The 21,804-nt window shown below is 63.3% G+C and carries 12 protein-coding genes; 5 read left to right on the top strand and 7 right to left on the bottom strand.

Annotation, left to right across the window (positions count from 1 at the left end; translation table 11 throughout):
- Nucleotides 1–4: 4 nt before the first annotated feature.
- The 3 genes from ASE59_RS09815 to ASE59_RS09805 are packed head-to-tail and all read right to left on the bottom strand — an operon-like array spanning nt 5 to nt 3,210.
- Entirely contained in the window at nt 5–1,090 is a 1,086-nt protein-coding gene (locus ASE59_RS09815; protein ID WP_056455672.1) for a DegT/DnrJ/EryC1/StrS family aminotransferase, read from the bottom strand.
- Between the two features lie 23 nt (nt 1,091–1,113).
- Nucleotides 1,114–1,899: a GNAT family N-acetyltransferase gene (locus tag ASE59_RS09810; protein ID WP_056455586.1), complete on the bottom strand. Its 786-nt coding sequence runs from the start codon at nt 1,897–1,899 to the stop codon at nt 1,114–1,116.
- A gap of 39 nt (nt 1,900–1,938) precedes the next feature.
- Nucleotides 1,939–3,210, bottom strand: coding sequence for a sugar transferase (locus tag ASE59_RS09805; RefSeq protein ID WP_056455584.1), 1,272 nt, complete (start codon nt 3,208–3,210; stop codon nt 1,939–1,941).
- Between the two features lie 410 nt (nt 3,211–3,620).
- On the opposite strand from ASE59_RS09805, the gene rfbC reads away from it, so the two are divergent.
- From rfbC to rfbA, 4 genes are read left to right on the top strand one after another with little or no spacing between them, the layout of a single operon-like run.
- Nucleotides 3,621–4,187, top strand: a complete 567-nt coding sequence (gene rfbC / locus ASE59_RS09800) for a dTDP-4-dehydrorhamnose 3,5-epimerase (RefSeq protein WP_056455583.1) — start codon at nt 3,621–3,623, stop codon at nt 4,185–4,187.
- 14 nt (nt 4,188–4,201) lie between these two features.
- Complete coding sequence (rfbB, locus tag ASE59_RS09795; RefSeq protein WP_056455581.1) at nt 4,202–5,251, top strand: dTDP-glucose 4,6-dehydratase; 1,050 nt, start codon at nt 4,202–4,204, stop codon at nt 5,249–5,251.
- 34 nt (nt 5,252–5,285) lie between these two features.
- Complete coding sequence (gene rfbD, locus ASE59_RS09790) at nt 5,286–6,173, top strand: dTDP-4-dehydrorhamnose reductase (protein ID WP_056455579.1); 888 nt, start codon at nt 5,286–5,288, stop codon at nt 6,171–6,173.
- Entirely contained in the window at nt 6,170–7,039 is an 870-nt protein-coding gene (gene rfbA, locus ASE59_RS09785) for a glucose-1-phosphate thymidylyltransferase RfbA (protein WP_056455577.1), read from the top strand. The genes rfbD and rfbA overlap by 4 nt, the downstream gene beginning before the upstream one ends.
- A 44-nt stretch (nt 7,040–7,083) precedes the next feature.
- Here the strand turns inward: rfbA and ASE59_RS20995 are convergent, their stop codons facing one another.
- Both ASE59_RS20995 and ASE59_RS19730 read right to left on the bottom strand, forming a co-directional pair.
- Nucleotides 7,084–10,644, bottom strand: coding sequence for a pre-peptidase C-terminal domain-containing protein (locus tag ASE59_RS20995; RefSeq protein ID WP_321163220.1), 3,561 nt, complete (start codon nt 10,642–10,644; stop codon nt 7,084–7,086).
- Between the two features lie 353 nt (nt 10,645–10,997).
- Nucleotides 10,998–11,183 (bottom strand): hypothetical protein, encoded by a 186-nt coding sequence (locus tag ASE59_RS19730; protein WP_156359994.1) that lies wholly within the window; start codon nt 11,181–11,183, stop codon nt 10,998–11,000.
- Nucleotides 11,184–11,426: 243 nt separating this feature from the next.
- Here ASE59_RS19730 and ASE59_RS09775 point away from each other — a divergent pair, with 243 nt between their 5' ends.
- Nucleotides 11,427–18,917, top strand: a complete 7,491-nt coding sequence (locus ASE59_RS09775; RefSeq protein WP_056455573.1) for an autotransporter outer membrane beta-barrel domain-containing protein — start codon at nt 11,427–11,429, stop codon at nt 18,915–18,917.
- A gap of 369 nt (nt 18,918–19,286) precedes the next feature.
- On the opposite strand, the gene ASE59_RS09770 is transcribed toward ASE59_RS09775, so the two are convergent.
- Nucleotides 19,287–20,174 (bottom strand): hypothetical protein, encoded by an 888-nt coding sequence (locus ASE59_RS09770; RefSeq protein WP_056455571.1) that lies wholly within the window; start codon nt 20,172–20,174, stop codon nt 19,287–19,289.
- 288 nt (nt 20,175–20,462) lie between these two features.
- Nucleotides 20,463–21,782 (bottom strand): S8 family serine peptidase, encoded by a 1,320-nt coding sequence (locus ASE59_RS09765; RefSeq protein WP_082458200.1) that lies wholly within the window; start codon nt 21,780–21,782, stop codon nt 20,463–20,465.
- Nucleotides 21,783–21,804: the final 22 nt, after the last annotated feature.

The raw sequence follows: 21,804 nt of genomic DNA, 5'->3' as shown, positions 1-21,804 counted from the left end.
CGATCTATCCCTTGCGCAGTGCCGTCACGATGCGTTCCCGGTCGTCGTCGCTTACCCACCACCCGCACGGCAAGTGCACAAGACGGCGATAGAAGGTTTCCAGACCGGGCAAGTCACGACGATAGGGTGCAAATACCGAATGGAAGTGATTGGGCCGATGCAGCTTCGACGCCATCACGCCAATGCCGGCCATACAGCGTTCGACGGCGTCGGAATCATCCGCCAGCAAGGTGTAGAGCCAGTAGCTAGGCTCGCTGCCATTCTCGATCGGTACGACCGATAGCCCGGGAATTCCCGCCAGTTCGGCATCAAAGAAACGCCCATTGTCGATGTGCCGGGCGATGGCGGGACCGATCACATCGAGCTGCGCCAGGCCGACCGTGGCGGTGACGTTGTTCATATTGTACTTGTAGCCGGCACGCGAGATGTCGACTTCGGTCCGGGGCACCCCCTTTTCCAAGCCGAACCAGCGCAGCTTGCGGGCGGAGCGCATGTGCGAGGCATTGCGCAGCACCAGCATCCCGCCGTCCACGGTCGTCATGTGCTTGATCGCCTGAAACGAGAATATCGCGGCCTCGCCAACCGTCCCAATAGCGGCGTTGCGGTAGCGTGCTCCCAAGGCATGGGCGCAATCCTCGATCAGGGTCACGCCCTTGCGATCGGCAATCGCGCGAATATCCGCCAAAGGCACCGGATAGCCGGCATAATGCACGACCAGGATCGCACGGGTCCGATCGGTAATCGCAGCCTCGACCGACGCCGGATCGAGATTGCCGGTTTCGGGATCGACATCAGCGAAGACAGGAACGGCACCAACCTGCAGGATCGTAGTATTGGTCGGTTCCGCCGTCATCGACGTCGTGATGACTTCGTCACCCGGCTGTACGCAGCATTCCAGCAGCGCAACATGCAACGCCGCGGTGCCGCTCGACATGGCCAATACGTTAGGCAGGTCGAACTGCTCGGCAAACCTGCGCTCGAACGCGTACACGGCTTCGCCCTCACCAATCATCCCGCTGTACAGGACATGTTCGAGGGCAGGCATGAGTTGGGCCCGCTCCGGCAGATGGACTTTGACCAGCGGTAGCATGGCTGCCGACATCGCACCTTCTTTCATATACGATCAATTTGCGAAACGTTGTGCGGGATGAAATTAGCGTCCTGGCATCGAACCATGGTGAATGCACCCGGAGATTCTACCGCGATATAGCCGCGGGAGGACAACTCAGCCGCGAACGGATCGGCAGCCGTCAGGTTGACAGACCACTCAGCATGTCCGGCAGCCGAAAGTACAGCCGCGACATCGCCTGGCTTTCCTTCCCAATCCAGCAATGTTATGCCTCGCATACCTCGTGCGCATACGGCCATCGCACGGTCGGACGAATAGCGCGACGCACTCGTGGCGAATGCAGGCAATCCATTTGCCACGCCGGCATCAGGCCAATTCTGAACCAAGATACTTTCCTGATCGACGGCACGACTGGCAGGACTCCGCACCAGGACGAAGCGATCACGACTAACGATTGCGTAGCCGCTGCCCGTGTAGACCTCGGGCTTGGTGGTCCACAGTAACGCCGCCAGAAACCCCTGTTCGCCGACGGCATTGTTCATCGCCTCCATCAGCGTCCGCCCTATCCCCTGACCCCGTCGGGATCGGTCAACACAGACATAGCCGATCATGGCTATCCCGGCCTGCGGCGCGGGGCGCATGACGGCGGTTGCAATGACTTTCCCGTCGTCCAACAGCACAGCAGTTCGGACATTGACGTTGCGATACCAAGGTAAGTGCCGCTCGAAGGTGGTACCGCGTCCCGCGTCCACGAAGAAACTCTGCCAAATCAGATCCCGTGCGCCAGACGACACCCCCTGCTCAATTTGTAAGGAGGAAACAGCTGACATGTCAGTTCACACCGCATCTTGGCACCGAACAATACCGCATCACTTGGCACCAAACCCGGTCAAAATAGTCTGGATCGTTTTTCCAACGATCAGAAAGTCTATCCAAGGAGAATAGCTCTTGATATAGTAAAAATCAAAATATAACTTGTTCCGAACATCATCGACTTCTGCCACATGACCTTGATTGACTTGCGCCCAACCAGTCAATCCGGGACGAACGATGTGACGATAGCGATAGAAGGGGATTTCCCCTTCATACCATTCGGACAACACCCTTGCCTCGGGACGAGGACCGATCCAGCTCATCTCACCTTTCAGGATGTTGAAAATCTGCGGAAGCTCATCGATCCGCGACTTGCGCAAAAAATAGCCGATACGAGTGATGCGCGCGTCCGCGGATTTGGTTTTGGCGGCATCCAGTGCGACAGTGCCGTGATCACCCGAAACCATCGTACGGAATTTGTATACCGTGAAGGGAGCGCCACGATACCCGATCCGGGTCTGCCGGAAAATAGGCGACCCGGGGGAATCCAGGCGAATTACAATCGCTAAGATAATCAATGCCGGCGCAAGAACGATGGCAGCAATCGCCGCGATGATCCAATCGCCGACATGCTTCACCGTCATGAATGCCGATACCGGCGACAGGGTACCGAAGCTGTTCTCGGACAGATGTTCGAGTTGCACCATTCCCGTCATGGATTCGGCAAGATGCTTGGTATGATAAACCGGCATCCCTCGCAGGGCATAGTCTGCCAGCTTGCGATCCCATTCAGCCGACAGGTCGAACCGCAGGTCGGCGGTGATGGCATGAAGACCTGAAATGTCCTGGTCCGGCGACTGCAAAACCATCCAGCGCACGCCACTTAAAGGCAATAGAACCTTATAATCCCCCTCTGGCACAACACCGATGGAAAAGGTCTGTCGCCGCACCGCGATCACGTGAATGCCCATGAACCAGACCAGGACCAGGACGAAACCCAGGACGAGCAATATCCGGCTGTACGACAGCCGGGCGAAAATTACCGTCAACAGCATGATGCCATAGGAAATGCCGAACGACGGCAATGTGTACGCACTGGCCTCGACGCCTGGATACTGGCTGATGCTACGCAATAGCACGACACCCAGCAGCATCGCTGCGACGCCATAGGCCCAGGTTGCCAGCACCAGATCGAGATTGACGAACGCCTTGGGATTGTATCCCCAAAGCAGCAGAAACGGAAGCAAGGTAACGATCAGCGCGCCACCGATCTGATACCGAAGGCGTAACCACCCCGCCCCGACACCGCGAACACCTGCATATCTCATGGGATCGAACGTTCTTCCGCCTTGCAATCGCGGCAGATTGTCACCGCTAACCGATGCAAAATGCCCGCAGTCGTCAATCTAGGGCTTACCCGGTAACCTCTGATCGGTTGGTGCCGTCGATGGCGAGCCGCCTAGCAAACACCCCGTCACCTGACAAGCGGCGGAGCCTGCCAGCTTAAAAAGCGCGCCATCACGCAACAGCTGGTCCATTCCTCACAGTTATTCGAGATTAACAAAAATTGGTCTAGGATACAGCGGGAAGAGATTTTGTAAGGGACATTCCGCAACGTTGCAAAGATAAGCGGCACTACCATTACGATGGCCAATTCATGTCGCTCGACCTGGTAGGCATATTAATTGTCGGCAATTTGAGGGTAGCGGGACCGAGAAACTACCACTAGCGAACGCACATGATCGAGAATCCCGTCCACCTCATCCACCCCAGACGCCATGGCGACGCCCGTGGCTGGTTCACCGAGGTGCATTCGGTGCCCGCCTTCGCCGCACTCGGCATCGACGTGACCTTCGTGCAGGACAACCACTCCTATTCCGCCCCCGCTTTCACCCTGCGAGGGCTGCATTTCCAGACGCCGCCCAGGGGTCAGGACAAGCTGGTGCGCTGCATCCGCGGGCGGATCTTCGACGTCGCGGTGGACGTCCGCAAGGGCTCGCCGACCTATGGCCAATGGGTCGGGGCTGAGCTCAGCGCCGAAAACGGCCACCAGCTTTTCATCCCCATCGGCTTCGCGCATGGCTTCGTGACGCTCGAGCCCGATTGCGAGGTTACCTACAAATGCTCGGACACCTATGCCCCCGACCATGATGGCGGGATCGCGTGGGACAGTGTCGGCATCGACTGGCCGATCCCCGCCGGCGTGCAGCCTGAACTGAGCCCGAAGGACGGCCGCCAACCGGCGCTGGCCGATTTCGACAGCCCGTTCGCCTATGACGGGCGTCCGCTGGCCCCGCTTTCCTGATAAGGACCGATCGCATGCGCATCTTCGTCACCGGCGGGGCCGGGTTCATCGGCTCGGCGCTGGTCCGCCACCTGATCGAGAACACGGCCCATGAGGTGCTCAACTTCGACAAGCTGACCTATGCCGGCACGCTGTCGACGGTCGAACGGGTCGCCGACAGCGAACGTTACCGGTTCGAGCAGGGCGATATCTGCGATGCGGGGGCGGTCCGCGCCGCGATCGCCGACTTCCGGCCCGACGTCATCACCCACCTCGCCGCCGAGAGCCATGTCGACCGCTCGATCGACGGCCCCGGTGCGTTCGTGCAGACCAATGTGGTGGGCACCTACACCATGCTGGCCGAGGCGCGCGCCTATTGGCTGAGCCTCGACGAGGGCGCACGCGCGGCGTTCCGTTTCCACCATATCTCGACCGACGAGGTGTATGGGACGCTGGGCGACACCGGCCTGTTCACCGAGGACACGCCCTATGATCCCCGCTCGCCCTATTCGGCGTCGAAGGCGGGCAGCGACCATCTGGTCAGCGCATGGGGCCATACCTTCGGCCTGCCGGTGCTCATCACCAACTGTTCGAACAACTACGGGCCGTATCATTTTCCCGAAAAGCTGATCCCGCTGATGATCGCCAAGGCGCTGGATGGCGAACCGCTCCCCATTTACGGCAAGGGCGATCAGGTCCGCGACTGGCTGTATGTCGAGGATCATGTCCGCGCGCTGCAGGCAGTGTTCGAACGCGGCGAGCCCGGCCGGACGTACAATGTCGGCGGCCATAACGAGCGGCAGAATATCGAGGTGGTGCGGACGCTCTGCGCGATCCTCGACGAACTGCGCCCGCGCGCCGATGGCCGTCCCTATGCCGAGCAGATGGCGCAAGTCGCCGACCGCCCCGGCCACGACAAGCGCTATGCGATCGACGCATCGCGCATCGGTGCCGAGCTGGGCTGGACGCCCGCCGAAACCTTCGAGACCGGCATCCGCAAGACGGTCGAATGGTATCTGGCGAACGAAGATTGGTGGCGGCCGCTGGTCGCTGCCAAGGCTGCCGAGCGGCGCGGGGTCGCGTGATGCTGTGTCGACCTGTCGACATGTCGGGTGGACTGTGAAGCCGATCCTCGTCACCGGCGCCAACGGGCAATTGGGCCGCGAGCTGGCGCGCATCGCCTGCCCCGATGGCTATGAGGTCGTCGCGCTCGACCGCGCCGCGCTCGACCTGACCGATCCGGCGGCGATCGCCGCCAGGGTCGCCGAGCGCAACTGGGCGGCGGTCATCAACGGTGCCGCCTATACCGCGGTCGACAAGGCCGAGAGCGACGTTGTCAGCGCGTGGCAGGTCAACGCGCTGGCCCCCGCCGCCCTCGCCCAAGCCTGTGCGGCCGCCGGCATCCCGATCGTCCAGGTATCGACCGATTACGTCTTCGCCGGCGACAGGGACGGCGCATGGGAGGTGACCGATCCGGTCGCGCCGCTCGGCGTCTATGGCGCGTCGAAGCTCGGCGGCGAACTCGCGGTCCGCACCAGCGGCGCGCGTCATGCGATCGTGCGCACCGCATGGGTCGTGTCGGCGCACGGCAACAACTTCGTGAAGACGATGCTGCGCGTCGCCGCCACCCGGCCCACGCTGTCGGTGGTCGACGACCAGATCGGCAGCCCGACCAGCGCCGCCGATCTGGCGAGCACGCTGCTGACCATCGCCGTGCGTCTGGCGGAGGATACCGATGCGCCGACCGGCACCTTCCATTTCAGCAACGCCGGCGCGGTCAGCTGGGCCGGTTTCGCGCGCGAGATTTTTGCGCAATCAGCGGCACGCGGCGGCGCCTCGGCCGAGGTCGTGCCGATCCCGAGCAGCGACTATCCGACCCCGGCCAAGCGCCCGGCCAACTCGCTGCTCAGCCACACCGCGATCCGCGCCGCCTACGGCATCGAACCACGCCCCTGGCAGGCAGCGCTCAGCAACATTCTCGACGAACTGATCGGACACACAGCATGAAGGGCATCATCCTCGCCGGCGGCTCGGGCACGCGGCTTCACCCGGCGACGCTGGCGGTGAACAAGCAGCTGCTGCCCGTCTATGACAAGCCGATGATCTATTATCCGCTGAGCGTGCTGATGCTGGCGGGAATCCGCGACATCCTCATCATCTCGTCGCCGGAGTTTCTGGGCAATTACCAGCGGCTGTTCGGTGACGGATCGGCGTTCGGCCTGACCATGTCCTATGCCGAACAGCCCAGCCCCGACGGTCTGGCGCAGGCCTTCACCATCGGTGCGGACTTCATCGGCGACGATCATGTCGCGCTGGTGCTGGGCGACAACATCTTTTTCGGCGCGCACCTGACCGACCTGCTCGCCAACGCCGTCGCGCGGCCGACCGGTGCAACGGTGTTCAGCTACCGCGTCGAGGACCCCGAACGCTACGGCGTGGTCGAATTCGGCGAAGGCGGCCGTGCGGTCAGCCTCGAGGAAAAGCCTGCAAGCCCGAGGTCGAACCATGCGGTGACCGGCCTGTATTTCTACGACAACCGCGTCGTCGAATACGCCCGCAACCTGAAGCCCTCCGCGCGCGGCGAGCTGGAGATCACCGACCTCAACCGGCTGTATATGGAGGCCGGCGACCTGTACGTCGAACAGATGGGCCGCGGCTATGCGTGGCTCGACACCGGCACGCATGACAGCCTGCTGGAGGCGGGCGAGTTCGTGCGGACGCTGCAGCATCGTCAGGGGGTACAGGTCGCCTGTCTGGAGGAAATCGCGTTTGAGATGGGCTTCATCTCGGCCGATCAGGCGCGCGAAGCCGGAGAGCGGTTCAAGAAGACCGCCTATGGCCGGGCGATCCTGAACGCAGTGGCGGGACGGTAAACTGCGACGACCCGGCCCACCGATCAGGTGGGCCGGGTACCAGATCAGACTACCGGAACATCGTAGCTGACCCAGTAATTCCCCGTTTCCGAACCGGTCAGCCCCGACACTGCCACATAATATGTGCCCGATGCAGTGGCGGTTATATCGATCAGCGCATCCACATCGACAGTACCGTCTTCCTGGTCAATCAATTGGCCGCGGCTGTCGTAGATCGCGATCCTGCCGCCGATCGTATCACTCCCAAATCGAAGAACGATGTTGTCGCCGGCATCCGCGCTGATCTGGAACCAGTCGCGATCGCCCGCAGTTTCGAAACTGCCGGCCTGCTCCCGTCCGTTGCTCGACAGGCTGTGACTGGACTGTTCGCGACCGAACAGGGCATCCCCAACCCGACCTTCGGAGTAGCCGTAGTTGATCCAGTGATTGAGCGCGCCAGTCGCATTGAGGCGTGAGACGCCAAGGTCGGAATAGGTGAGAAGGTATGCGACTGCATCAAAATCGGCGGTGCGCCCTTCACCCAGGCCCGCCTCGATATAATGGCGCGTCGCCGCCGACTTATCGGTTCCGAACGCATTGATCAGATCGCCATAGGATGCGGTATAGCGCAGCGCGTCAAAGCTAATGCGCCGCCCTTCGCCGAACCCCCAATCGACAAAATGCCGGGTTGCAGCAGCCGTATCGGTGACGAACGCATTGATCAGGTCGGGATAGCTGGCGGTATAGCCCAACGCATCGAAGGAAGTTGTCGGCAAGCCGGCTTCAAAACCAGTCGTGACATAATGCCGCGTCGCCGCCGTACGATCGCCGTTCAGTGACGCTATCAGGCTGCTGTTCGATGCAAGGTACAAGGTGGCATCAAAACTTGCCGTGCGACCTTCACTATAGCCGGCAACGATGTAATGGTTGGTTGCAGCCGCCGTGTCGGTACCAAATCCTGTTATCAGATCGCCGTAGGAAGCGGTGTAACGCAACGCATCGAAGGTGGCGGAACGGCCCTCGCCATAACCGGCGACGATGTAATGCCGCGCGGCCGCCTGCGTGTCGTTGCCGAACGCAGCGATCAGGTCGCCATAGGATGCGGTATAGCGCAACGCGTCGAAGGTAACTTGGCGCCCTTCATCGGCACCATAGGTGATATAATGGCGCGTTGCCGCCACTCCATCGACGCCGAACCCTGCGATCAGGTCGCTATAGGATGCGATATAGCTCAGCGGGTCGAACGCCATCGCATCGCGTCCCTCCCCGAAACCGGCCGCCAGGAAATGCAGTCGTCCGGCCGTAGCGTCGGTTCCCAACCCCCGGCGCAGATCCGCGCTGCCGGCGATGTAGCGAAGGCCATCGAAATCCGCAGCACCTGCAACGGCGTCACTCCAACTGACGGTACCATCGGCAAAACGGACCTGTTCGATATTTGTGACCAAGTTCGCGCCATCCTTACCGATCAGGTAGGTCGCACCGTCGCTGACAAGCTTCGAATATTCCGCCCGGTTTCCGCGGACGACGAGCGTGTCGGTACCCTCACCGCCATCGACGACGTTATTGCCGCCGCGTGGATCGATGATGTCATCGCCACCCAAACCTTTGAGATCGTTACTAGCAGCATTGCCGACCAGCAGATTGGCGCTTGCGTTGCCGGTGCCATTCAGCTTGCCCGTTCCCTCCAGCACCAGCGCCTCGACATTGGTCGGCAGTGTCAGCGTGATGTAGGATCGGATCGTATCATTGCCCTCATTGGCAAATTCTACGACGGAATCGCTTCTGGAATCGACGAAATAGATATCGTCCCCGAGGCCACCTTGCATCCGATCCGTGCCCGCACCACCATCGAGCGTGTCATTACCCTCGCCGCCCAGCAACGTATCGTTGCCATCGCGCCCAAAAAGGATGTCATTCCCCGCCGCACCGGACAGGCGGTTTGCCAAGCTGTTGCCGCTCAAGCTGTTATCGTATCTGTTCCCGGTCAGATTCAATGCCGTGGAAACGCTGTCGAGCGACAGGCGTTCGACACCGATCGTGTCGGATAACGTATAGTCGATCGATGCCCTGATGAGGTCGGCCGTGCCGCCGGCGCTATCCAGCGCTTCGTTCACGACGTCGCCGGCATCATCTACCCGGTAGTCGTCGTTACCATCGCCACCAGTCATGGTATCGGCACCGATACCACCATTGAGTGTATCGTCACCGGCACCGCCGGATAAGACGTCATTGCCTTCACCGCCGATCAACGCATCGTTGCCAATGCCACCGGACAAGACATCGTTGCCTTCCCCGCCAACCAGCGAGTCATTGCCATCGTCACCATTCAGCGTGTCGTTGCCGGCAAAGCCCTGCAACGTGTCATTGCCGGCACCCCCGCTCAGAATATTGGCGGCGGCATTGCCGTTCATGCGATTGGCCGAATAATTTCCCGTCGCGTTCAATGCACCGGTATATTCCCCCGATGTGCTGGTCGTACCTTCCAGCAGGGTAATATTCTCGACCTCGTTCGCCATGCGGTAGCTGCCGACCGTGCTAAAGACCGTGTCGGTACCTTCGCCCGAATTCTCACGGATCTGATCCGAAGCACTGTCAACGTAGTAGACGTCCGATCCCGCACCGCCGATCAGCGTATCGTTACCGGTGCCGCCGTCCAACGTATCGTTGCCGGTGCCGCCGACCAGCGAGTCATTGCCGTTACCGCCCGACAGGGAATCCGCCCCCCCGGCACCATAGAGCCGGTCAGCGCCACTGCCTCCGTTAATGACGTCGGCCCCGTCATAGCCAAACAACGTGTCGTTGCCGTCGGTACCGGTCAGCCGCCGTGCTTCCGGTGCAAAGATTCCCGAAACAAAGCCGATGTTGCGTTCGGACAATTCTTTGGCGGACACGTTGAGTAATCGAACGACGATTACCCCATTCGCAAGGATCAGGGTATCAGCACCATCCTGTGACACGGCATAGGGCCCGGTCAGCGACCCTAGGTTCAGAATATCCCCCGCCTCGCCTGGCACGAAGTCGGCGACCGTTATCGTACCAGCGCCAGCAAGAATCTTAAGCGTATCGACACCGGCACCCAAGACGACGCGGGTCGTTGCACCCTGGTCATTGCCGCGCAGTGTGACGCTGTCGTTGCCATCGCCGGTATCGATCACGCCGTTACCGACCGTGGACACGTCGACCGAATCTTTACCCGTTCCAGCAACAACACTGTAGCTTATGCCATGCTGTCCCGATTCCGGCCGGTACAACTCCTCAATACGGATCGTATCGTTACCGTCGCCGCCGATGATCGACAGACGGCTGTCGAGCACCGGGCGTTCCTGTGGTACTGCAGCCGACGCTACCACGATCTGGTCGTTGCCCGCTCCACCATCAAGCGACCCCCCGCCGAAATCGTCGCTAAGGGAATCATTACCATCACCGCCGTCTAGGACGTCGCTACCCAATCCGCCGATCAGCGTATCGTCGCCAGTACCACCGTTAATAGTATCGTCACCGGCTCTGCCATCAATCGCATCGTTCCCGTCCAGACCATTGATAACGTCGGCTCCGTTCGTTCCGACTAGATTATCGGACGCTGAAGTCCCGCTTATGACCTCACCTGTAATGGTATCCAGAGTCATCGTTGAAAATATCCCGCTGGGACTATATCGAAATGCGCGCGGATTTTCGGGACTACGGTCTCTAGGTGTAACCTGACCCCAAAGTTCGCCACCTATTGCCACAACCGCATCGTTCAACATTTCTCCATTCGGCAAAACTAGATCCGCTTGGATAAAAAATGAAAATGATATCGTTAAGTACCCATCTGAATTTTCTATGTAGCCGATAGAAGGATACAGAAATTTATCTATATTTGATATATCTGCCAGATTTTCATCATCATCACGACCTAATATCGATATATCTACGTATTTTATATTAGACATGTAAGTATAATTTTGAATTATATAATTTTCTGCATCCGACGTTATGGTCATGGCTTAATCCCCGCATCAATCGCGGCGAAATATTCCATGGCAAGCAAAAGAGCAACCGTGCCCGCCATTCGGGCGCAACTACTAAGCTTCTTTTTCTGAACCTTGCGACCGGTTTTGGCACAGCGGATCACGGTGCTACGCGCATTATTAACCACGGTCGTAACAAATCGATCGATATTCAAGCAAAATGTGATCTATTCTAGAACAGTGCGTTGATATTGCTGCCCGTTCGACCGGTGTCGTGTCGGCCATTGCCGGTTTAGCGCCCCTGATCGGCACGAAACAACATCCGTCATCCGTCGACTACCGTGGCTGCCCCCCTCCCTATGAGCGTCGGCTCTGTCGAATTGTCTGGAGTTCTTTGCATAGAGCCTCGACAGCAGGTGACTTGGTCGATAGCGTCATCCCCCATCAAGGGGGATGTCATGATCGGTCGGAATAGCGTGTCGCAGCCGCGGCGGGTACGCGTGCGTGCGTTGGAATCGAGTGCGCTGACGATGGCGCTGATGCTTGCCGGACCGGCTTTCGCGCAATGCACGCCCGATCCGACGGTAACGAGCGGTACGACCACCTGTTCTGGCACCGATGCCGACGGCCTAGTCGTCACCACGCGCGGTACGAAGGTCGTCGTCGAGCAGGATGCCACGGTAAATGGTTCGAACGGACCCGCGATCGCCGTACGGCTCCCCCTGATCAACGGTTACGACCCGGTTTCGGTGTCGGTCAGCGGATTGGTTGATGGCGGCCGGGATGCCGGCATCAGTCACGCCATAGAATCCTCGTCCAGCGGCTATTACTTGCAATCGCTGGTCCTGAACGTCGCTGCCGGTGGGCGGATTACCGGAAACAATGGCCTGATCGTCAACCGCGCAGGCCAGGGCTATTACGGCTATGGCTATGTCACTATCGACAATAGTGGTGACATCAGCGGAACCAGTGGGATCGCACTTGTTCTGGATACGGGCACCGTCTCGATTACGAATCGGACCGGTGGCACAATCGGCGCGATCTCCGGCAATCTCGAAGCCCTGAACAACGCGGGAACGATCGACGGAGGCAGCCGCAGCGCGATCCGCGGCGGATACAGCGGATACAGCGCCACCAACAGCGGCACGATCATCTCGAACAGCGACGTCGCGACGATCGCCAATACCAGCGGCCTGAACAGCCTGACCAACAGCGGGACCATCGAAAACCTCGGTAGCGGGGCGGCGTTGGCGTCGGTGTACGGGATGGGGATCATCAACACCGCGACCGGCCGTATCGGCACGGCCGGCACCACCGCGATCGATTCCGGTTCCGCCTTGCGTCTGACCAATGCCGGCACGATCACCGGCAACGTGATTGCCAACAGTGGCCCCTATGGGGATGGCAGCGTGGTGAATTCCACTGCCGGTCGGATCACCGGGTCGCTCCGCCTGGGCGCGGGTAGGGATACGCTGGTCGCGACCTATGACGGCACGCAACTGCAATATGGTATCGACGGTGCGATCGATGGCGGAGCCGGCATCGATACGGTACGCGTCCGCTTCGCGACCGATCAGACGGTCGCCGCGCCGTTGACGCTGCCCTCGACGTTCGAACAGGTCGCACTCTCGATCGACGAAGGCGTCACGACGACGCTGGACAGCGGCTTCACCACGGGGGGTACGTTGTTGCTGTCCGGTCGCGGAACGCTCTTGAACCGCGCGACGCTGAGTAGTCCGGGGGAGATATTTGCCGCTGAAGGATTTGGCAGCTCCCTGCCGACCGTCGTCAATGCCGGGTCGATTGCGTCGACGAACAACGCTTCCGGATCGTACGCGATCAATTTTTACGGTTTTTCCAGTCGGTTCGAAAATAGCGGATCGATCAGCGCCGTACGCAACGGGGTGAGCCTGTCTGGGTCGATCGGTTTCCTCAACGACGGTACGATCACTGCCGGAGACACCGCATTGTCGCTGTCGGGTTCCTTTACCAACAGCGCGACCGGTGTGATCCGCTCGACGGGCGGCGCCGGGCTGTCGCTCAGCGGCTATGGCACCGACCATGTCAATGCCGGCCTGATCGAAGGCGTGGTCGGTGCCAGCATGGGTTCCACCTTCCTCGACAACAGCGGCACGATCCGGGGAACAACGGCCGGGGTGGTACTGGGCGGCTATGGCACGATCAGCAATCTGGCGAGCGGCGTCATATCGGGTCCGCTGGCGATCACCGCGCAACCCCCCGGCATTAGCTACTTCAATACCGGCAACAGCATTTCCAATGCCGGGGCCATCAACGGCAACGTTCTGCTCGGCAACGCCAACCAGCCATATTACGGTTCCGGCAACCGATATTTCGCGCTGCCCGGCAGTGTGCTGAACGGCGATCTGACGCTGGGTCGCGGCGACATGCTCGTGACCGAGTTCGTCAATACCGGCCCGGGCGCGTTTGCCGGAATCAATGGCCGGGTGACGGGCAACAATGCCGAACTGCGGCTACGTGTTCGCGAGGACAGGGCGGTCGCGCTGGGGGCGGCGCCGACCGGCTTTGCCTCTGTCGGCTATGACGTGCTCGACGACGTGACGCTGACCCTGACCGGTGCGGCCGGTACGCGGCCGGTGATCGTGTCGGGTCGCGGCACCGTCGATTTGACCGCCGACATCACCGCGACGACGGACCCGGCGATCCGCATGTTGGCCACGCCGACCTTCGGCGTGCAGTCCGCGGTAGACAATGACCTGACGCTGACGAGCCGCGGCACAATCACCCTCACGCGCAGCGATGCCAACACGTTCTACGGTGCGGCGGTGGGGATGAGCGGTACTGGTACCTTCGTCAACGAAGGCACGATCATCGCCGCCGATCGCAGCAATTCCGTTAATCTGTACAGCCGCTTCGCAGCGATCGCGCCCAATTATTACGGTTACAGCAACGCAACGCAGGTCATCAACAACGGCACGATCAGCCTGGACGGGACGATCGGCATCAACGGCGGCACGACGGTCGTCAACAACGGCACCATCACCCAGATGGCAGGAGGACGGGCTGCGATCGGCATCCGCATCGCCAATAGCGGCGCGGCATTGACCAACACCGGCACCATCAATGTAACAGATACGGCGATCGCAGGTGACTACGCATCTTTCAGTCTGGTCAACAGCGGCCGCATCGCCAGTTCGGGGGCGCTCGCGATCTTCGCGGGCAACGGATATACGACGACCATCGACAATCAGGTGGGCGGTACGATCATCGGCGGGGCGAACGGTCCGGCGATCCGGTCCGGCGGCGGTACGCTGACTAATGCCGGCACGATCACCGGCTCGGTCGATCTGGGATATGGCAGCGGTTACCGGTCCTATGCGCCCGCAACCTATGTCGCCGATGGTGGCACGATCGATGGCGACCTGCTGTTCGGTCAAAGCGGGGACAAGCTGGTCTTCTTTTCGACTTTCGGCGTCAGCGGTCGGATCGACGGCGGTGACGGGCTGGATACGCTGATCCAGGCCCACCGTAGCAGCGATACGGTCACACTGGACCCCACCGTACTCGCCGGTATTGGGTTCGAGGTGCTGGGTGTCCGCGCGATAGGTAGCGATACCGTTGTCACCGCACGCGCAGATGCGCCGCTGGCCGGCAATCTCAACCTGTCGGGCGACGGCACGATCATCAGCACGGCGACGATCAACGGCGACGCGTTCGTCGACAGCCCCAGCACGTTCAATCCGAACGGCACGATCAGCGAAGGTACACCGCTGGGCGGCTTCACCAACCAGGGAACGATCACCGGCAGCTTCTATGGTCCGGTCCGCAGCTTCGCCAACAGCGGCACGATCGGCACCGCCACCTCGATCGATTCCGCGGTGTCGATCTACGTCGGCGAAACGCTGAACTTCGCCAATAGCGGCAACCTGGCCAGCAATGGCCTCAACGAAGCGGCCGTCGAACTGAACGTCAACAATGGCAGGACGATCGCCGCCAACAACGACGGGACAATAGCTGGCGGGTTGCGCGCAACGCTGTACCGCCGTCCTCCGTTCGGCGTGCCCATGCCCAACGATCCTCCGATCTCGACCGATCCCATGTCGATATCTTTCACCAACAGCGGCACCATCACCGGTTTCCAAGGCGACAATTTTGGCGGGATCGGGGTTCAGCTTTCCGTAGAATCGGTAAACGAAGCGCCGGTAACGATCACGTTCGCCAATACCGGCACGATCGAGACGACAGGAACGAGCGGCACCGCCGTCGGCATCAGCAGCTTCACCCTGTCCACCGACGTCAGCGCTCCTGCAACGCATATCGTCACCAACGCCGGCACGATCCGCGCCAATGGCGGCGGTGCCGAACGCGTCTATTATGATTATTTCACGAACACGACGCAGACCTATACCGATCTCGCGGTCGGGCTGTTCGTATCGCCCGGCCTCAATGATGCGGCCCGGATCACCAACGCCGCCACCGGCACGATCGAGGCGACCGGGGAGAAGTCGGTCGCCGTGCTAACCGGGGGGGCACTGGATCTCACCAATGCCGGCACGATCCGCGGCGGTACGGGAACCACCGTTACCGAAGACGACCTGTTGGCCTATTATGCCGGCCGCACCTATTTCGCCGGCGCGATCCAAACGGATTCGGGCGACGACCGCATCACCAACACCGGCACGATCATCGGCTCGATCGACCTTGCCGCCGGCAACGACCGGATCGATAATCTCGGCCGGATTGAGGGCAATGTGTTCCTTGGCGAAGGCGACGATACCTTCCTGCAGCGTGCCTCGGCGGTCATGATCGGCACGGTCGATGCCGGGGCCGGCACCGACACCTTCATCATCGATGCGACCGGCGGCGGTACCGTCAATGGCGACCAGTTCGTCAATTTCGAACGCTTCAGCCAGACCGGGTCGGGCAATGTCAGCTATACCGGTAACTTCCGCCTGAACACGATCGACCTGATCGGCGGCACGATCGGCGTCGCCGCCGGGCAGACGCTGGCCAGCGACGGTCCGTTCACCATCACCGGGTCCGACGCCATCGAAACGGTCGAGAATGACGGCACGATCGCTGGCGGCGTCACGCTGGGTGCGGGCAACGACCGGGTCGTTAATCGCGGGACGATCGGCGGCGCGGTGCTGTTGGGCGAAGGCGACGACAGCTTCGTCGAGGGCGCGAACAGCAGCGTTGCCGGCGGCGTCGATGGCGGCAGCGGCACCGACATTTATGGCGTCGTGCTGGCGGGCAACCCCAGCGGTATCAACGCGCGCACCGGGTTCGAGCGGCTGTCGATCGAGGGCACCGGTACGCTGACCCTCGCGCTCGACCAGAGCTTCGAGGCGGTGGCGCTGACCGGCACCGGCCTGTCGGCGACGTTGAACGGTTTCTCGCTCGGCACCGTTACCGGCTCGGATGCCAACGAGCAGCTGATGGTCGATGGCGATGTCGCCTCGGTCGCGCTGGGCGCGGGCAACGACATGCTGGCACTGGGCACGCAGCTGGCTGCCGGACGTTATGACGGCGGCACGGGCAGCGATACGCTTGCCTTCACCAATACCGGTCCGGTGACGCTGCTCGGAACCGCAACCGGGTTCGAACAGGTCGCGCTGACCGGCGGAGCACTCAACATCGCCGGCATGCTGGGTTCGGCGGGTAGCGCCCTGTCGTTCGGTGACGGCGCGCAGGCGCTGACGGTCGCGTCGGGCGGCACGCTCGCCGGGGTCGTCGATCTGGGGGCGGGCAATGACAGCCTGACCTTCGCCGCACAGACCGTCGCGGGCAGCTATGATGCCGGCGCGGGCACCGACACCCTCGCTTTCACCAATACCGGCCCGATCACGCTGACCGGAACCGCGACCGGCTTCGAACAGGTCGCGCTCACCAATGGCGCGCTGACCGTTGCCGGCACGCTCGGCACCGCCAACGCACCGCTGTCGTTCGGCGATGGCGCGCAGACGCTAACGATCGCGTCGGGCGGCACGCTCGCCGGGGTCATCGACCTGGGGGCAGGCAACGATGCGCTCCGTCTAGCCGGTACGCTCACCGGCACCGTCGCGGGCGGTGCGGGCAGCGATACGGCGACCCTCATCCTGACCGGTGATCGCAGCCTCGCCAGCACCACGCTGACCGGCTTCGAAACCCTCGCCAGCGAAGGCACCGGCACGCTGACGCTGACCGGCACCCACGCCTATGACACCGTCAATGCCGGCACCAGCCTGACGGTGGCCAGCGGATCGACGCTCACGGCGCCGCAGGTTCGCTTCGGCAGCGGCGATCAGCGCTTCACCATCGCCGGCGGCTTCACCGGCGCGGTCGATGGCGGCGCAGGCAGCGATACCCTGGCGATCACCGGCGGCAACACGGCGTTCACCACCGTCACCAATGTCGAGGCGCTGGCGATGTCGGGCGGTTTCGCCACCGTCTCGGGCAATGCGACGCTCGGCAGCGTCGACATGACCGGCGGGCGCTTGGTCGGGCTGGCCGGATCGGTACTGAACGGGACGTTCGCGGTGCGCAGCGGCGCGACCTTCGGCTCGGCGGGCACCGTCAACGGCAACGTTACCGTCGCGGGCATCCTCAGCCCCGGCGCATCGCCGGGCACGATGACCGTCAACGGCAATGTCTCGCTCGCCTCGGGCTCGACGTCGGTGTTCGAATTCACGCCCACCGCGCAGGACAAGCTGGTCATCAACGGCACGCTCGCGATCGCATCGGGTTCGACGCTGCAACTCACGCAGAGCGGCACGCTGCGTCCGGGCGCCAGCTACGACCTCATCACCGCCAGCGGCGGCATCACCGGCAGCTTCACCACGATCCAGAAGCACGACAGCCTGTTCGGCTTCATCGTCCAGCGCACCGACCGCATCCAGCTGCTCGGCCAGTTCCTGAACGATGCCGGCTTCAGCCCGCAGGTCAGCCGCTCGGTCGCCTATGCCAACACCGTGCTGCAGACCCAGCCCGCGACCAGTGCGCTGTTCGCGGTGCTGCCGGCGCTGACCACCAGCAACGGTGCGTCGAACCCGCAGGCATTCGCGCGCCTGACTCCCGAAGCCTATGCCACCGCAACCCAGGCGGGCGTCGAGAACGCACTGGCGCTGACCGACATCGCCCGCGGTCCGGGCTTCGCCCCGAACCGCAGCGAGCCCGGTGGCTTTACCTTCGGCCAGGCGATCGGCAGCTGGTACCGCCTCGCCGCGGATGCCGATACCGGCGTGTCGCGGGCGCGCACGACCAGCTACGGCTTTGTCGGTGGCGTCGGCTATGGCGACAGCAGCTGGTCGGTCGGGGTGTTCGGCGGCTATCTCAACAGCCGCCAGCGGATCGATACGCTCGCTGCACGCAGCGATATCGATGGCTGGGTCGCGGGCGTCCATGGCCGGTACGAAGCCGGCAATTTCGGTTTCGGCGCATCGATCGCGTACAATGCCGGCCAGGCGGACACCGACCGCACCTTGCCGGCCAGCGTCGCCTCGCGTGCCAGCTACGACCTCAACAGCCTCGTCAGCGACCTGTCGGCGCATTACACGATCGACATGGGCGATTGGGCACTACGGCCGCGTGCCGGGGTGACCTATGTCCGCACCGCGCGCGACCGGTTGGTCGAGGCGGGCGGTCCGTTCGCACTGACCGTCGCTGCCGACCGCCATGTCGCTGGCTTCGCCGATGCGGGCGTCGGCCTTGCCCGGGCGGAGACGTCGGACGCCGCGTTCCGGCCGTTCGTGTCGCTGGGCGTGCGCTACCAGATCGAGGGCCAGCGTGCCGATGCGGTGGCGGGCTATGCCGGCGGACCGCTCGGCCTGGTGGCGCTCGGCGCGGGCCGGGCACAGGCAGTCGGCACCGTTAGCGCCGGCCTCGTCCAGCGCGTGACCGACGGTCTCGACCTGTTCTCGACCGTGTCGGCCCAGACCGGCAAGGACGATCACCGCGAGGCGATCAGCACCGGGGTACGGTTGCGCTTCTGATCCGGGGAGTCCGCGCTCCGGTCGGGGCGCGGGTTTTTCAGGTGGCGTAACGGCTCGGGGAGCACGAAGAAGATTGGTTCGCGCAAAGGCGCAAAGGACGCAGAGGATCACCTCCCGAACGACCGGCTCGTAATCGGGAAACCGCTGCACCCATTGCAACCTGCAAGGAGCCCGCTGGCGCAGGAGGCAGTGCCCCAAACGCACCCTCTTTGCGTCCTTCGCGCCTTTGCGCGAACCAATTCTTCTTCGTGCCGTCGCGCCTTCGCGTGAACCAATGCCTCCGCACGAAACGAAAAACCGCCCCCTCCCGACATGGGAAGGGGCGGGCCGGGACGGTTTCGGTGGGGAGTGATGCCGTCCCGATCCGGCTTATTCCGCCGCCTGATCCTTCGCGGCGCGCTGTACCTGACCCTCGCCCATTGCCGAGACCAGCACGTCGCCCTGTACGCCGAAGTTATCGGCGGGCAGCGTCGCGGTGCGGCGGCCAACCGCCATCGTCACTGCCTCGACCTTGCCCGCGGCGTTGCGACGGACCGACTGGACGCGGCCGATCGCCTCGCCCTTCGCATCGTGCACCATGCTGCCGGGGTTCAGCGCCGGGATCGCCCCGCTACCCATCAGCGACAGCGCCCCTTCGCCCGAGCCCGACGCCGATCCGCCTCTGACCGAACCGGTACCGCTGCCCGAGGCAGCACCATTCAGGCTACCTGCGCCGCCCTGCACCGCGCCGACCGCGCCCTGCGCCCGGTCGCGCGCCGCACCGGCGATACCCTGTACCCGGTCGCGGGTGGTGGCGACACCATTCTGAACCCGGTCGCGCGCCGACCCGACGGTCGAGCGGACCGCATCGGTCCCGATCAACTGCGCATCGGCACTGCCCGAGGCGCTCCCCGAACCGTTGCCCGACCCACCGAGCACGCCGCCCAGCGCTTGCACGCTACCATCGGACGCACCGTCGCCACGCGCCGATCCACCGGCACGAACACGGCCACTGCGGCGATCGACGCGGCGTTCGGCGATCACCTCGCCGCTGCCACGCCGCGCGCTGCGGACGCTGGTGTCGGCGCGGTCGCGGACGCGGTCGATGGTCGGGGCGACGCTCCGATCGAACGTACCGCCGACATTGCCGCCAAGGCCACCGCTCAGGCTGCCGCCCAGCCCACCGGTCAGCCCACCACCGCCGCCCAGCAGCTGCGCCGAAGCCGGGGTGATCGTCACTGCGGCCAGCGCCGCGCCCATCAGGAACAGAGTCTTCATCGCAATGTCTCCTTTGTCGTCACGCCGCACAGGCGCTTCGCAAAGGGGAACGGATGCCGTTTTTGGTTTAATCCCGGCCGGTGCGATTTTTTGCGGGAGAAGTGGTTTTCGCTTCCTCTCCCGTACCCCGGCGAAGGCCTGGGCCCAGCGGGGGACGTCCGTAACGTACGGAAACGCCTTGCCAACTGGTCCCCGGCCTCCGCCAGGGTACGATGGAATTGGGACTGAAGGTCCGACTTTCGCAGAGGTCTCGCCTGCGCGGGAGTACGAACATCGTTGAGGGGCGCCCTACCGTACCGGCGTCCGACACTCGCCACATACCACGCCCCGCCCGGTGCGACCGCTCCTGTCCTTCGCCTCGCGGTCGAGCCGCGCCAGCGATCCTACCACGTCGCCGTCCCAGACCGCCGACAGCCGTGCCGCCACCAGCGGCGCGGCGAAGGATGTCCCGCGCACCGGCCGCGCCTGCCCGGCAGCATTCAGCGCCAGCATGTCCGCCCCCGGCGCGGCATAGTCGAGGTGCCGCGCCCGCCCCGCCTCGATCAGCGGCCGCCCGCGCGCATCGATGCCGGTGACCGCGATCACCTGTGGGTAGCTGGCCGGATAGGCGGGGGGCGCCGCCGGCCCGGCATTGCCGACCGCGGCGACCACCACCGTGCCGCGCGCCCGCGCCGCCGCGACGAAGCGCGCCAGCAGCGGATCGGCCGGACCGGCAAGGCTGACGACCACCACCGGCACCCGCCCCCGCACCATCCATGCCAGCGCGCGGGCGATGCCGCTGGCGCTGCCGCCTGCCGGATCGCTGCCATAGACATCGGCCACCGCCAGCGCCGCACCGGGTGCCGCGGCCTTGATCCCCCCGCCCCCGGTCAACAGCGACGCGATGGCGACCGCATGGTCGTTGGCGCGCGGCGCACCCTCGGCAAAGCCCTGTTGCGCGGCAAGGCCGGGGGTGCCGGGGCCAACGCCGCCATCGATGATGCCGATGCGACTGCCTGCCCCCGCAAACACGCCGTACCCCCGCGCAGGCGGGGGTCCAGAATCAGGCCGCGCCATCGCCTGCCGCCCTTGGGCCCCCGCCTGCGCGGGGGTACGCTCGGAGGTAGAGGGCACCGCTCCCACCCCACTCGCGCTATAAATCGGATCGGTCGCCACCCGATCGACTCCCAATATCCGCCCGAGCCGCCGCACCGCCTTGACCGCCAACAGCCCGGCGGGCGCGCGCAGCCGGGCGAAGCCGATACCCAGTTCCTCGAACCGCTCGCTTTCGATCACCCGGAACCCCGCCGCCTCCGCCAGTTTCAGCAGCGCAGGATCGGGATCGCTCAGCGTCACCTCGCCGGCGCGCACCGGATTGCCGTCGCGGTCCAGCTCGATCCGGTCGGGATAGCGCCGCGCCAGGTCCCGCGCGCGCTCGACCGATTGTCGCACCAGTTGCCGGGCGTTCGACAGCGTCTCCTCGACCGGCAGCGCCCGGCGCACCCCGTCCACCGCCCCCCCGACCGGTCCGGGCAAGGACGGCAGCGACGGCACCTGTGGCAGCAACTGCGCCGATGCCGGCACCGGCAGCAACAGCGCCAGCACACCCCAGAGTTTCGCCCGACCCATCGCGCCCCGCCTGCTATACGAT

The sequence above is a fragment of the Sphingomonas sp. Leaf10 genome, from assembly GCF_001421245.1.
Taxonomy (GTDB): domain Bacteria; phylum Pseudomonadota; class Alphaproteobacteria; order Sphingomonadales; family Sphingomonadaceae; genus Sphingomonas.
The sequence above is the reverse complement of the archived record's forward strand: the minus strand, read 5'-3'. Positions and strand labels throughout refer to the sequence as shown.